This is a genomic window from Georgenia sp. Z1344, from assembly GCF_057652375.1.
Genome location: NZ_CM172728.1, coordinates 2,728,310 through 2,741,552 on the forward strand (window position 1 = coordinate 2,728,310; position 13,243 = coordinate 2,741,552).

Here is a 13,243-nt window from a genome sequence, read left to right on the forward strand (position 1 = left end):
ACACGCATTCGTGACATGGAATGTGTTTCCATGTGGCCGATCCCCTGTTACGGTCCCCGACATGGAACAGCGTGCCAAGTCGTATCACTCGCAAGGGCTCGTCCGAGCCCTGGCGATCTTGCGACTGCTCGGCAAGGCACCCGCCCCCCTCACGCTGGCCTCGATCGCCACGGAGCTCGAGCTGCCGAAGTCGACCGCGGTCCGCCTCCTCCAGGTGATGGAGGAGGAGGGGTTCGTCCGCCGCTCCGGCGAGCACCCGGCGTACTCGATCGGGCATGCCGTCCACGAGATCGCCGAGGGCTACCGGCCGCCGAGCATGTCCGACGTCGCGGCCCCGGTCCTCAGCCGGCTCGCCGACGAGGTGGGCTTCACCGCAAACGTCGGCCTCCTCGAGGGCCCCTCGGTCCTCCACCTGCACGTGGCGGAGCCGCAGCGCGCGCTCCGCTTCGCCACCGGCGGCACGCTCGACCACGCGTACTGCACCGGACTCGGCAAGCTGCTCATGTCGGTCCTCCCGGAGGACGCCATCGACGCCCACCTCCCGGAGTCCGAGCCCTACTCGAGCTGGACCGCACGCACGATCACCACCCGGGCCGGCATCGTCGACGAGCTCGAGCGGATCCGCCGGGACGGCTACAGCGTCGACGACGAGGAGCGCAACCGCGGCGTCACCTGCATGGCCGTCCTCCTGCCGACGCACGGCGCCCCCACGTTGGCGATGTCCGTCTCCGCCCCGAGCGCCGAGCTCGAGGAGCCGGCCCGTGCGACGCTCCTCCCCGTCCTCAACGCCGCGGCGGCCGAGCTCGTCGCGGCGCCCGGTTTCGACGCCGCGCTCGAGCCGCTGCGCCCCCGGATGGCCACCGCATGATCGTCGACGTCCACAGCCACTGCCACCAGCCGGAGCACTGGGGGAGCGAGCACGAGGACCACTGGCAGGGCGCCTACGGCGGCGAGCCCTACCCGGTGGTCACGCCCGAGTCCTACGACCAGGTCATGCAGGAGGCCGGCGTCGACGTCGCGGTCGTCTTCGGCCTCGCGGCGTCGCAGGCCGGGGTGCGCACGCCGAACCGCTTCGTCGCCGACTTCGTGGCACGGATGCAGACCCCGGCGATCCCGTTCTGCTCGATCGACCCGCTCGACGCCGACTGGCGCGACCAGCTCGACGAGGCCGTCGAGCTCGGCTTCCAGGGTGTCAAGCTCTACCCGGTCCTGTCGCTGTTCGACCCGCTCGCCGACGAGTTCGACGACTTCTACACGACGCTTCGGGCGAACGGCATGGTCGCCCTGTGGCACATGGGCGCCACCCCCAGCCCCGTCGGCCGGCTCGCGGTCAGCCAGCCGATGGTCATCGACGAGGTCGCCCGCCGCCACCCGGACCTCACCCAGGTCATGGCGCACATGGGCCACCCCTGGCAGCGCGACACGAACGTCGTGCTGCGCAAGAACCCGCGCGTCTTCGCCGACGTGTCGGGCGTCCCGTCCCGGCCGATGGACGCGTTCTTCGCATTCGTCGGCGCCCAGGAGTGGCGCACGGTCGACAAGCTCGTGTTCGGCTCCGACTACCCCCTCTGGACCCCCGCGCAGGCGCTCGCCAACCTGCGCGCGATCGCCCGGTTCCGCGCCGGGAACCTGCCGTTCGTGGCCGACGACACGATCGAGCGGATCATCCACTGCGACGCGCTGACGATGCTCGAGCTCACCGCTCCCGCCGGCACGCACTCTTCGACACCTAGGAGCACCTCGTGACATCCGTCTCCCGCAGCCTCGCCGAGGCTGCCGAGCGCATCATCCCGGGCGGGGTCAACTCCGCCACCCGCAGCATCGGCGCACCATGGGCCTGGCGGTCGGCCAAGGGCGCCACGATGACCGACATGGACGGTGGCGTCTACACCGACTACCACGCCGCCTTCGGGGCGATCCTGCTCGGCCACAGCGACGAGCGGGTCAACGACGCCGTCACCCGCGCGATCGCCGACATCGACCTCGTGGGCGTCGGGACCACGGAGCTCGAGGTCGAGCTCGCCCGGCTCGTGGTCGACGCCATCCCGAGCGCCGAGATGGTCATCTCCACGATGAGCGGGTCGGAGGCCACGTTCCAGGCCGTCCGTCTCGCCCGTGGCGCGACGGGGCGCCCCTTCATCCTCAAGTTCCAGGGCAACTTCCACGGGTCCTACGACGCGCTCGCCCGCAACGTCATCTCGAGCCCCGACCTCGCCTGGGGCCGCGACCCGAACTCCTCGGGAATCCTCGACGACGCCATCGACCACACGCTGATCGCCGAGTTCAACGACCTCGCCTCGGTGCAGGAGCACTTCGCCCGGCACCCCGAGCAGATCGCCGCCGTCATCCTCGAGCCCGTGCCCCACAACGTCGGCGCGCTCCTGCCCGAGCAGGAGTTCCTCGAGGGCCTGCGCGAGATCACACGGGCGCACGGCAGCCTCCTGATCTTCGACGAGGTGATCTCCGGCTTCCGGCACGCGCTCGGCGGGTACCAGGAGCTGTGCGGCGTCACCCCGGACCTCACCACCTTCGGCAAGGCGATGGGCAACGGGTTCCCGGTCGCGGGCCTCGCCGGCTCCACCGAGGCGATGTCCCACTTCACGCCCGCCGGCGGCTCGGTCATGCTCGCCGGCACCTTCAACGGGAACGCCGCGTCGATGGCCGCCGCCATCGCCACGATCGAGGTCCTCAAGGACCCCGAGGTCGACTTCTACGGTCACGTGGGCCGCCTCGGCGACCGGATGCGCGTGGGTCTCCAGCAGATCGCCGACGACGCCGGGATCGCCGCGCACGTCACCGGTCTCGGCTCCGTCTTCATCCCGTACTTCCTCGACGGCGAGGTGCGTGGCTACCGCGACCTGCTGCGCAACGACGACCACGCCTACGCGACCTTCCACCGCCGCATGATCGACAAGGGCTCGTTCATGTACCCGATGGCGCTCAAGCGGAACCACATCTCGCTCGCGCACACCGAGGCCGACGTCGACCGCACGCTCGCCCAGGCCGAGGACGTCCTCGGTGCGATGGCGCGCGAGGGGATCTTCGCGGCGCAGGCGGCGAACGCCTGACATGTCCCCGATCTCCTCGACCGTGCTGACCGGAGGCCTCGTGGCCGACGGGCTCGGCGGCGACCCCTTCCTCGGTGACGTGCTCGTCGCCGACGGACGGGTCTCCGCCGTCGTCCCGGCGCGCGAGCGGCCCGCCGGCGGGTACGACGCGGAGATCGTCGACTGCACGGACCGGGTCGTCGCCCCCGGGTTCGTCGACCTCCACTGCCACTCCGACCTCAGCCTGCTCGCCTACCCGGGCAACGAGAGCAGGGTCGGTCAGGGAGTGACCACCGAGGTGGTGGGGAACTGCGGCATGAGCCCGGCCCCCGGGAACGCCGACGCCGCCGGCCTCGCCCGAGTCATCAGCACGATCGACGTCACGCCCGACCTCGGGTGGACCTGGACCGACGTCGCCGGCTGGCTCCAGGCGCTCGACGACTGCGAGACGGCGACCAACGTCGCCGCCCAGGTCGGGCACGGATCCGCACGGTTCGCCGTGACCGGCACGAGCACGGACCCGCTCGACGACGACGGGCTCGCCGCCCTCGAGCGGGAGGTCGAGGACGCCTTCGCGGCCGGCGTCGTCGGCGTGAGCCTCGGGCTGATGTACGCGCCCGGCGCCTCGGCCGGTGCGGACGAGCTCGCCGCCGTCGCCCGGATCGTCGCCGCGCACGACGGCCTGCTCTCGGCGCACCTGCGCGACTACCGCGCCGGGTCCCTGCGGCGCTCGATCGACGAGCTGGCCGGTGCGTCCGGCGAGGGCGGGCCGAGGCTCCAGGTCTCCCACCTGCGGGGCATCGGCGGGCAGCACGGGTTCCCGGAGGCGCTCGCCCACCTCGCGGCGCTGCGGGAGTCCGTCGACATCGACGCCGACGCGTACCCCTACGTCCACGGCCACACCACGCTCACCCAGCTGCTTCCGCCCGAGCTCCGCGACGGCGGGCCGGACGCCGTGGTCGCGGCCTGCCTCACCGACCCGGGCGCGGTCGCGAGGGAGCTCGCCGCCGCCGGGTACGGCCTCGACCAGATCCTCGTGATGAAGGCGACCGAGACGCCCGAGGCCGTCGGATCGGACCTCACGGAGGCGCCCGGGGACCCCTGGCTCTGGCTCGTCGACCTCCTCGTCGCCAACCGCGGCCTCGTCGACGTCGCGGCCGAGAGCGGCCGGTGGAGCGACATCGACCTCATGCTCGCCACCGACTGGGTCTCGATCGCCTCCGACGGCACCGCGCTCGACCGCACCCACCGCGCGTCCGTGGCCCACCCCCGCTCGTGGGGTGCCTTCTCCGCGGGGTACCGCATGCTGCGGCACCGCGGGACCGCGATCGGCGAGACCGTGCGCCGGCTCTCGACGGCGCCCGCCGCGCGTGCCGGCATCAGCAGCGGGATCGTGCCCGGGCGGCGGGCCGACCTCGTCGTCCTCGACGACCAGGCCTTCGACTCCGCGGCCACGTTCGGGGACCCGGCCCGGCCGTCCGTCGGGCTCGACCACGTGTACGTGGGCGGCATCGCCGTCGTCGACTCCGGGCGCCTGACCGGCGCCCGCCCGGGAGCGCTCATCAGAGGGAGAGAGCAGTGAACGAGGACAAGACGCCGCTCGGCGTCGGGATCGTGGGGGTCGGCGGCATCGCCCTGTCCCACATGGCCGCGCTGCGCACGATGCCCGGCGCGCGGCTCGTCGCGGTGTGCGACCTGGACGCCGCCCGTGCCGCCGAGGTGGCGCACACCGAGCGCTGCGCCGGCTACGGGTCGGTCGAGGAGCTCCTCGCGGACGACGAGGTCGAGGCCGTCATCGTCTGCACCCCGAACATGACGCACGAGAAGCTGGGCCACCAGGTCCTTCAGGCCGGCAGGCACCTGCTGATGGAGAAGCCGCTGGCGCTGACCCCGGAGGGGGCGCGCGGCGTCGCCGCCGAGGCCGAGGCGCGCGGGCTCGCGCTCGCCGTGGGCCACAGCCACCGGTTCTCCGACCAGAGCCTCGCGATCCGCGAGGTCATCGACGCCGGGGAGATCGGCACGCCCCGGTTCGTCCGGGTCGTCATCAACGGCGGCTGGATCTGGCCCGGCTGGCAGGCCTGGGTGCTCGACCCCGCCCTGTCCGGCGGCCACTCCCTGCACAACGGCGTCCACCTCGTCGACCTCGCGAGCTGGTGGATCGGCGAGCCCGCCACGAGCGTCCACTCGGTGGGGCAGCACGCCACGAGCGAGGCGCTCGACATCTACGACTACCTCGTCATGGGGCTCGGCTTCGCGAGCGGCGCCGCGGCCGTCTGCGAGATCAGCCGCGGCGAGCGGCCCCGCAGCGCGTCCTACCTCGAGCTCACCGTGGTGGGCACCGACGGCGTCCTCACGCGCTCGTGGGACGCCGAGGGCGTCCTCGCCTGGACCGACACCGGCCTCACCGCCTGGGGCGTCGACGGGTCCGGCCCCCGCACCTTCGTCCGCGAGCTCGAGGCGTTCGTCGCCGCGGCGCGCAGCGAGGCCGAGGTCGTCCCGCCGGTCTCGGCGGCGATCCACGCCGTCGACATCGCCGCGGCGTCCGAGGAGTCCCTGCGCACGGGCCGCACGATCGAGATCGGAGCCCTGTCATGACCGGACCGCTGGCCACCCGCCCGGGCCTCACGCGCGCGCTCGCCGCGGTCCGCAGCGGCGAGATCGGGCTCCTGCGCGCCGTCGCCCTCGATCTCGTCGCGACCGGCCCGGGGGACGCGCTGAGCGAGCTCGGCCCGGACGCGATCGAGGTCCTGCGCGGCGCGACCGGCCCGACCTCGGTCACGCTCCAGGCCCACGCGAGTGCCGACACGGGCGCCGCGACGTTCCTCGGTCGCGCCGACCACGGGGTCGCGGTGAGCGCCCACCTCTCCCTGGTCGCGGGGGAGCGCCGGGAGTATCTGCGCGCCGCCGTCCGGATCGTCGGCACGCACGGGTCGGTGCTCGTCGACCTCCTGAGCCCCGAGCTCGACGTCCGCACCGCGGCCGGCGTGCGCGCGGTGCCCTTCGGCCTGCCCGGCGCGGACGTCGCGCCGGACGAGGCGACCGAGACCCTGTCCGCGATCGCCGGTTCGGCGCGGTCCGGTGCGACGGCAGAGACCAGCTGGTGAGGAAGGAGCGGACATGAAGTGGTTGACGTTCGACGAGGACGGCGCGGTCCGGCACGGGTACGTCGAGGGCGACGAGATCGTCGTCACCGGCGACGGGGACCTGACCGCCGTCGTCCGGGGAGAGGCCGGCACGGCCGAGGCGGGCCGACGCCCGCTCGACGGCGCGCGCATCCTCGCCCCGCTGCTCGCCCCGGGCAAGGTGCTCGCGGTCGCCGCGAACTACCAGGAGCACGTCAAGGAGGCCGGGTTCGAGGCGCGCAAGCAGTCCACCGCGACGCCGCGGCTCTTCCTCAAGCCCGACACCTCGATCACGGGCCCGGGCGCCCCGGTGGCGCTCAACCCGATCACGAGCCAGCTCGACTGGGAGGTCGAGATCGCCGCGGTCATCGGCCGGCGTGCCCAGGGTGTGCCGGTGGACCGGGCGCTGGAGCACGTGTTCGGCTACGCCACGAGCAACGACATCTCGGCGCGCAGCCTCGACCTGGGTGTCGAGCGCGACGGCGAGGCGGCGACCGGGTTCTTCGACTGGCTCGAGGGCAAGTGGCTCGACGGCTCCGCGCCGCTGGGCCCCTACCTCGTCACGAGCGACGAGGTGCCCGACCCACAGAACCTCGGGCTGACGCTCGAGCTCAACGGACAGGTCATGCAGCGGGGGAGCTCGACCGACATGGTCCACACCGTCGCCGAGCTGGTGTCCTTCAGCTCGCGACTCATGACCCTCAACCCCGGTGACGTCATCCTCACCGGCACACCGTCCGGCGTCGGTGCCACCACCGGCGTCTTCCTCCAGCCCGGCGACACCATGGTCGCCGCGGTCGAGGGACTCGGGTCCCTCACCACCCCCATCGTGGCGGCATAGTCGCCGCCCGCACCAGCACCACCCGATCACGAGGAGCAATGATGCGATCACGAATCGCGAAGAGTGTCGTGGCAGTCGGCCTCACGACGGCCCTGCTCGCCGCCTGCGGGGGCGGCGGCGACGACGGTGACGGCGGCGAGTCCGGGTCGGACGGGGGCGAGGCCACGTCGGCGAACCTCTACCTGTACCAGGCGCCCGTCCAGTTCAACCCGCTCGCGCCCGGCCAGGGTGCCGAGCAGCTGACGATGTCGCTCGTCTACGACGGCCTGTTCAACCTGGGCCCGGACTTCGAGCCGGTCCCGCGCATCGCCGAGTCGTGGGACGTCTCGGACGACGCGACCACCTACACGTTCCACCTGCGCGAGGGACTCGAGTGGAGCGACGGTGAGCCGATCACCGCGGACGACGTCGTCTTCACGTACAACCTGTTCGCCAACCCGGACGTCGCCAGCCCCAACGTCGCCCCCTTCGACAACGTCGTCGGGTTCGACGCGGTCCAGGACGGCTCGGCCGAGACGCTCGAGGGCCTCGTGGCGGAGGACGAGCAGACGGTGTCGATCACGCTCACCGACCCGACCCCCGGGTACCTCGCGGAGTTCGGCATCGGCTTCGGGATCCTCCCCGAGCACGTCCTCGGCGAGGTCGCGCCCGGCGAGATCATGGAGCACGAGTTCTGGACGATGCCGACCGTGAGCTCCGGCCCCTACGTCATGCAGGAGTTCAACACCGACCAGAACGTCGTCCTCGAGGCCAACCCCAACTACTGGACCGAGGTCGGCATCGACACCCTCTACCTCCAGATGCTCACGACCGACGTCGCGACCGCGCAGCTCGCCACCGGCGAGATCGACCTCGTCCAGATCGCGCCGCAGGACCTCGAGACGGTCGAGGGGCTCGACGGCGTCACCGTCGGCTCGGCGCCGTCGCCCGGGTTCCTCCGCCTGCTCGTCAACTTCACCAAGTTCGAGGACGAGCGGATCCGTCAGGCGTTCCTCATGGCCATCGACCGCCAGGGCATCATCGACGGCATCCTCGGCGGCCACGGCGAGACGATCAACAGCACGATCATGACGCCGTGGGCGCTGCCCGACGACCTCGAGACGTACGACTACAACCCGGAGGAGGCGACGGCGCTCCTCGAGGAGGCGGGCTTCGACTTCGACCAGGAGGTCGCGATCAGCTACATCCCCGGGACGGCCGATCGTGACGCCGCCGTCCAGGTCGCCATCGAGAACCTCAACGCGATCGGCGTCAACGCCGTCGCGCAGCAGATCGAGAGCGCGAACCAGCTCTCGATGATCGAGAACGCGGAGTACGACCTCATGGTCTCGGGCGGTGGCTTCTACACCCCCGACCCGACGGTCTCTGCCAACGCGCTGACCTGCGACAACGTCTTCCCCGCCGGAGGCAACACGTCCCTGTTCTGCAACGAGGAGCTCGACGCCCTGCTCGCCGAGGGCGCCGTCACCGCCGACGAGGGCGAGCGCGAGTCGATCTACCAGGACGCCGTCCGCATGGACAACCAGCTGGTGCCCTACCTCTGGCTCTACGTCCCCGACACGCTGTGGGCGTCGAGCGACCGCCTCCAGGGCTTCGAGCCGCACGGCGACTTCGCCAACGGCTTCTGGAACGTCGCCGAGTGGACCGTGACGGAGTAGCTGCATGCTGAGAGCCCTCGTCCCACGTCTCCTCTCGAGCGTGGCTGTCTTCCTGCTCATCGCCATCGGACTGTTCGCGCTGGTCCGGCTCGCACCCGGCGACCCCATCGAGATGATGGTGCCGCCGGAGCTGGCCGGAGCCCAACGCGACGCGTACCTCGCGTCGGTCCGCGAGAGGTTCGGTCTCGACCAGCCGATCGTCGTGCAGTTCTGGCGCTGGCTCGGTGGGCTCCTGACGGGGGATCTCGGCTACTCGTACACCAACGGCCGGCCGGTCGGCGACCTCCTCGCCGACCGGCTGGGCCCCACGGCCCTGCTCATGGGCAGCGCCCTGACCATCGGTCTGATCGTCGCGGTCCCGGCCGGCGTCATCGCCGCCGTGCGCCGCAACACGATCGCCGACTACACGATCAGCTCGGTGAGCGTCATCGCGATCGCCGTCCCGAGCTTCTTCCTCGGCATGCTCGCCATCTACACCTTCGCGGTGCGGATGCAGGTCCTGCCCTCCTCGGGGATGCACTCGCCGGGTCGCGACGACCTCGGCGACCTGCTGCTCCACATGATCATGCCGGTGGGCCTGCTCGCCCTGGCCAACGCGGCCAACTTCATCCGGTACGTGCGCAGCGGCGTGCTCGAGGAGCTGAACAAGGACTACGTCCGCACGATCATCGCGAAGGGCGGCACCCGGGCACGGGCCCTGCGGCACGCCCTGCGCAACAGCCTGATGTCGCTGGTCACGGTGCTCGCGATGACGATCCCGATCGCCCTGTCCGGTGCGGTCGTGCTCGAGCAGATCTTCTCGTGGCCCGGGATGGGTCAGCTGGCGATCGACGCCCTCGGGCAGCGCGACTACCCGGTGCTCATCGGGTTCGGGCTCTACATCGCGGTGCTCGTGCTCATCTGCAACCTCATCGCCGACCTGTCCTACACGATCATCGACCCGAGGGTGAGGACCGCACGATGACGAGCCAGACCCCCGGTCCCGCCTCGAGCGTCGACCTGTCCCCGGGCCAGAGCCCCGGTCCCGTCACGGGGGCCGACGTCGCCGGGACGCAGTCGGAGTCGTCCCCCGACAAGCTCGCGGTGCGCCGGTTCCTCAAGAACCCGATCGCGGTGATCGGCGTCATCGCCCTGGTCATCACCGTGCTCGCGAGCGTGCTCGCCCCGTACATCAGCCCGCACCCGCCGAACGCGATCGACCTGACGAACGTCCGCCAGCCGCCGTCCGGGGAGCACTGGCTCGGCACGGACTCGACCGGGCGCGACGTCTTCAGCCGGCTGCTCGCGGGCGGCCAGATCTCGCTCATGGTGGGCTTCCTCGCCGCGCTCATGGCGGTGGTCATCGGCACGCTGGCCGGCGTCGTCGCCGGATGGTTCGGCGGCATCGTCGACGGGATCATCAGCCGCGTCATCGACATCATGCTCTCGGTGCCGCCGGTGCTCGTCATCATCGTCCTGGCCGGCGTCATCGGACCGAGCGTGCCGATGCTCATCATCGTCATCGCCGGCCTCGCGTGGCCCACGCCTGCGCGCATCGCGAGAGGCGTGGTGCTCAGTCTCCGGGAGGAGGAGTTCGTCCAGGCCGCGCGGGCCCTCGGCTCGCGGACCGGGTTCATCCTCATGAGGCACCTCGTGCCCGGCGTGCTGCCCCCGATCGTCGTCTCGGCGACCCTGCTCGTGGCGGAGTCCGTGCTCCTCGAGTCCTCGCTGTCGTTCCTCGGCGCCGGCGTCCAGCCCCCGGAGTCCAGCTGGGGCAACATGCTCAACGAGGCCCAGTCCCTCACCGTCCTGTCGTCGATGCCGTGGCTGTGGGTGCCGGCCGGTCTGATGATCGCCGTCACCGTCCTGTCGGCGATGGCGATCGGGGACGGCGTCCGGGACGCCATCGACCCGCGGAAGAACACCTGACATGACAGACGAGAAGACGACGACGACCACGTCGGACGGGCCGATCATGAACGGGTCGACCACGATCAGGTCGACGACGGACAGCACGTCGAGCGGCTCGACCACGGACGGGCAGACGACGACGAACCCCCTGCTGGCGGTCCGCGACCTCACCCTCGACATCCGGACGCCCCAGGGCAAGGCGCGCATCCTCGAGGACGTGTCGCTCGAGGTCCACGAGGGCGAGATCGTCGGCGTCGTGGGTGAGTCCGGCTCTGGCAAGAGCATGACCGCGCTCAGCGTCCTGCGGATCCTGCCCCCGACCGCCTCCATCCTCGGCGGTCACATCGAGTTCGAGGGCGTCGACCTCGCCACGCTGAGCCAGGGCGGGATGCGCAAGATCCGGGGGCGGCGCATCGCGATGGTCTTCCAGGACCACATGACGACCCTCGACCCGGTGATCTCCATCGGAGCGCAGATCGAGGAGGCCTACCTCATCCACCACCCGCGGGCCGGCCGGGCGAAGGCCCGCGCCCTGGTGGTCGAGACCCTCGAGCGGGTCGGCGTGCCGGACGCCGCGGAGCGGGCGAAGCAGTACCCGCACCAGTGGTCCGGCGGCATGCGCCAACGCGCGGTCATCGCGATGGCGCTCGTCAACGACCCGGACGTCATCATCGCCGACGAACCCACCACGGCCCTCGACGTGACGATCCAGGCGGAGATCCTCGCCCTCCTGCGCGCGATCCGCGACCGCCGCGGCCTGTCGATCCTGCTCATCACGCACGACATGGGCGTCATCGCCGACATGGCCGACCGCATCGTCGTCATGAAGGAGGGGCGGGTCGTCGAGACGGCGGAGTCGCACGCCCTCTTCGCGTCGCCGCAGCACCCCTACACGCGCAAGCTCCTCGACGCCGTGCCGCAGCCGACCGGCGAGGAACCCGTTCCCGCCGAGCCGGAGACCTCCGACCCGGTCGCGCTCGAGGTCACCGACCTCGTGGTCCAGTACAACCGCTCCTGGCGCCGGCAGGGCTTCCGCGCGGTGGACGGCGTCAGCTTCTCGGTGCCCGAGGGGTCCGTCGTCGGGCTCGTGGGCGAGTCGGGATCGGGCAAGTCGACGATCGGCAAGGCGATCGTCGGGCTCGCCCCGATCACGGCCGGCAGCATCCGGGTCGGCGACGTCGACCTCAAGGACCTGCGGGGAGGGGCCGCGCGCCGGTCGCGCGCGAACTACGGCATGGTCTTCCAGGACCCGGCCTCCTCGCTCAACCCGCGGATGACGATCGGCCAGTGCATCGCCGAGCCGCTCGTCGCGCACCGGCGCGAGATGACGAAGGCCGAGCGCAAGGCCCGCGTCGTCGAGCTCCTCGAGCAGGTCCAGCTGCCCGCCGCGTGGGTCACGCGCTTCCCGCACGAGCTCTCCGGCGGCCAGCGCCAGCGGGTCGGTATCGCCCGGGCGCTGGCGCTCGACCCGGAGCTGCTCATCGCGGACGAGCCGACCTCGGCGCTCGACGTGTCGGTCCAGGCCGCCGTGCTCGACGTGTTCCAGGACCTGCAGCAGCGGCTCGGCTTCTCCTGCCTCTTCATCAGCCACGACCTCGCGGTCGTCGAGCTGCTCTCGGAGAGCGTCGTCGTGCTCCAGGGCGGGCAGATCGTCGAGCGCGGGAACGCGCAGGCGGTCCTCAACGACCCGCAGACCGACTACACCCGTCGGCTCGTCGAGGCCGCGCCGGTCCCGGACCCCGAGCGTCAGCGGGACCGGCAGCTCACGCACGTCACCACCCACTAGATCTGCACGACCAACCCCACAACAGGAGTACACCCATGCGCGTCATGACCGTCTACGCCCATCCCGCCGACACGATCACCAACTGCGGTGGCACGCTGGCGCTCCACGCCGACGCCGGCGACGAGATCGTCGCCGTGATCCTCACGCACGGCGGACGGATCCACCCCAACGTCTACGCCGAGGAGGCGCGCAAGGAGGACGCCGCCGACCTCGCCCTCCTCGAGGCCGACCGCGAGGCGATCATCGAGAACAAGAAGGGCGAGCTGCGGCGCGCCGCCGAGATCGTCGGCATCGGCACGATCGAGTTCCTCGACCACGACGACGCCATCAGCGTGGTGCAGGAGGACATGGTCGACGAGGTCGCCGAGCTCATCGCCAAGCACCGGCCCGACGTCATCATCGCGGACTACCCGCAGAACCCCGCGGTGACGAACTCCGCGCACACGATCGCGACGATGACGCTCATCGCCGCCCTCGACCGTGCCTCCCAGTTCCTCAAGAACATCGACGGCAAGGAGGAGGTCAACGTCAAGCAGGTCTTCCTCGGCGGCCTCCCGGTCATGGCGGGCGACGCCCTGTCCACCTACGGCGTGCGCAACGACCTGTTCATCGACATCACCTCGGTGGTCGGCCGCAAGATCGCCGCGATGGACTGCTTCTCGAGCCAGGGCTACGACGGCCCGTTCGCCCGCAAGCTCATCGAGGCGAGCAACGGCGAGTTCGGCCGCACCGCCGGCGTCGCGCTCGCCGAGCCCTACGTCCGCTTCCGTGGCGAGACCCGGTCGCTGCTCCCGCTGACCGAGTACGCCGAGGCGGCCGACCCGCTCACCCGCCACGTGGCGTACTCGCAGTTCGACGTGCGTCGCGAGTTCCCGCTCGCCTAGTCACCCCGACGACGC

Annotated in this window: 12 protein-coding genes; all 12 read left to right on the forward strand. The window is 71.4% G+C overall.

Annotated elements, in window-relative coordinates; translation table 11 throughout:
- Positions 1 to 61 precede the first annotated feature (61 nt).
- The 12 genes from AC24FB_RS12460 (at position 62) to AC24FB_RS12515 (ending at position 13,228) form a co-directional block, all read left to right on the forward strand.
- Complete coding sequence (locus AC24FB_RS12460) at positions 62 to 868, forward strand: IclR family transcriptional regulator (RefSeq protein WP_425714954.1); 807 nt, start codon at positions 62 to 64, stop codon at positions 866 to 868.
- A complete protein-coding gene (locus tag AC24FB_RS12465; RefSeq protein ID WP_425714953.1) occupies positions 865 to 1,746 on the forward strand; it encodes an amidohydrolase family protein in 882 nt (293 codons plus the stop codon). The genes AC24FB_RS12460 and AC24FB_RS12465 overlap by 4 nt, the downstream gene beginning before the upstream one ends.
- Positions 1,743 to 3,068 (forward strand): aspartate aminotransferase family protein, encoded by a 1,326-nt coding sequence (locus tag AC24FB_RS12470; protein WP_425714952.1) that lies wholly within the window; start codon positions 1,743 to 1,745, stop codon positions 3,066 to 3,068. Before AC24FB_RS12465 ends, AC24FB_RS12470 begins: the two co-directional genes overlap by 4 nt.
- A 1-nt stretch (position 3,069) precedes the next feature.
- Positions 3,070 to 4,629: an N-acyl-D-amino-acid deacylase family protein gene (locus AC24FB_RS12475; protein WP_425714951.1), complete on the forward strand. Its 1,560-nt coding sequence runs from the start codon at positions 3,070 to 3,072 to the stop codon at positions 4,627 to 4,629.
- Positions 4,626 to 5,642: a Gfo/Idh/MocA family protein gene (locus AC24FB_RS12480; protein ID WP_425714950.1), complete on the forward strand. Its 1,017-nt coding sequence runs from the start codon at positions 4,626 to 4,628 to the stop codon at positions 5,640 to 5,642. The genes AC24FB_RS12475 and AC24FB_RS12480 overlap by 4 nt, the downstream gene beginning before the upstream one ends.
- The gene (locus tag AC24FB_RS12485; protein WP_425714949.1) at positions 5,639 to 6,151 is read left to right on the forward strand and encodes a Gfo/Idh/MocA family oxidoreductase; all 513 of its coding nucleotides are present in this window, start codon (positions 5,639 to 5,641) and stop codon (positions 6,149 to 6,151) included. The genes AC24FB_RS12480 and AC24FB_RS12485 overlap by 4 nt, the downstream gene beginning before the upstream one ends.
- 13 nt (positions 6,152 to 6,164) lie before the next feature.
- Entirely contained in the window at positions 6,165 to 7,010 is an 846-nt protein-coding gene (locus tag AC24FB_RS12490) for a fumarylacetoacetate hydrolase family protein (RefSeq protein WP_425714948.1), read from the forward strand.
- A 68-nt stretch (positions 7,011 to 7,078) separates the two neighbouring features.
- The gene (locus tag AC24FB_RS12495; protein WP_425714946.1) at positions 7,079 to 8,668 is read left to right on the forward strand and encodes an ABC transporter substrate-binding protein; all 1,590 of its coding nucleotides are present in this window, start codon (positions 7,079 to 7,081) and stop codon (positions 8,666 to 8,668) included.
- A 4-nt stretch (positions 8,669 to 8,672) separates the two neighbouring features.
- A complete protein-coding gene (locus AC24FB_RS12500) occupies positions 8,673 to 9,632 on the forward strand; it encodes an ABC transporter permease (protein WP_425714944.1) in 960 nt (319 codons plus the stop codon).
- Positions 9,629 to 10,576 (forward strand): oligopeptide ABC transporter permease, encoded by a 948-nt coding sequence (gene opp4C, locus AC24FB_RS12505; protein WP_425714943.1) that lies wholly within the window; start codon positions 9,629 to 9,631, stop codon positions 10,574 to 10,576. Before AC24FB_RS12500 ends, opp4C begins: the two co-directional genes overlap by 4 nt.
- A gap of 46 nt (positions 10,577 to 10,622) precedes the next feature.
- Positions 10,623 to 12,344, forward strand: coding sequence for an ABC transporter ATP-binding protein (locus AC24FB_RS12510; RefSeq protein ID WP_487561477.1), 1,722 nt, complete (start codon positions 10,623 to 10,625; stop codon positions 12,342 to 12,344).
- 35 nt (positions 12,345 to 12,379) lie between these two features.
- Positions 12,380 to 13,228 (forward strand): PIG-L deacetylase family protein, encoded by an 849-nt coding sequence (locus AC24FB_RS12515; protein WP_425714941.1) that lies wholly within the window; start codon positions 12,380 to 12,382, stop codon positions 13,226 to 13,228.
- The last annotated feature ends 15 nt before the right edge of the window (positions 13,229 to 13,243 follow it).

Bases quoted from the DNA above. Each gene is read 5' to 3' on its own strand.
- AC24FB_RS12460 (WP_425714954.1), top strand. From the start codon at position 62: ATGGAACAGCGTGCCAAGTCGTATCACTCGCAAGGGCTCGTCCGAGCC.
- AC24FB_RS12465 (WP_425714953.1), top strand. From the start codon at position 865: ATGATCGTCGACGTCCACAGCCACTGCCACCAGCCGGAGCACTGGGGG.
- AC24FB_RS12475 (WP_425714951.1), top strand. From the start codon at position 3,070: ATGTCCCCGATCTCCTCGACCGTGCTGACCGGAGGCCTCGTGGCCGAC.
- AC24FB_RS12490 (WP_425714948.1), top strand. From the start codon at position 6,165: ATGAAGTGGTTGACGTTCGACGAGGACGGCGCGGTCCGGCACGGGTAC.
- AC24FB_RS12515 (WP_425714941.1), top strand. From the start codon at position 12,380: ATGCGCGTCATGACCGTCTACGCCCATCCCGCCGACACGATCACCAAC.
- opp4C (WP_425714943.1), top strand. From the start codon at position 9,629: ATGACGAGCCAGACCCCCGGTCCCGCCTCGAGCGTCGACCTGTCCCCG.
- AC24FB_RS12500 (WP_425714944.1), top strand. From the start codon at position 8,673: ATGCTGAGAGCCCTCGTCCCACGTCTCCTCTCGAGCGTGGCTGTCTTC.
- AC24FB_RS12485 (WP_425714949.1), top strand. From the start codon at position 5,639: ATGACCGGACCGCTGGCCACCCGCCCGGGCCTCACGCGCGCGCTCGCC.
- AC24FB_RS12510 (WP_487561477.1), top strand. From the start codon at position 10,623: ATGAACGGGTCGACCACGATCAGGTCGACGACGGACAGCACGTCGAGC.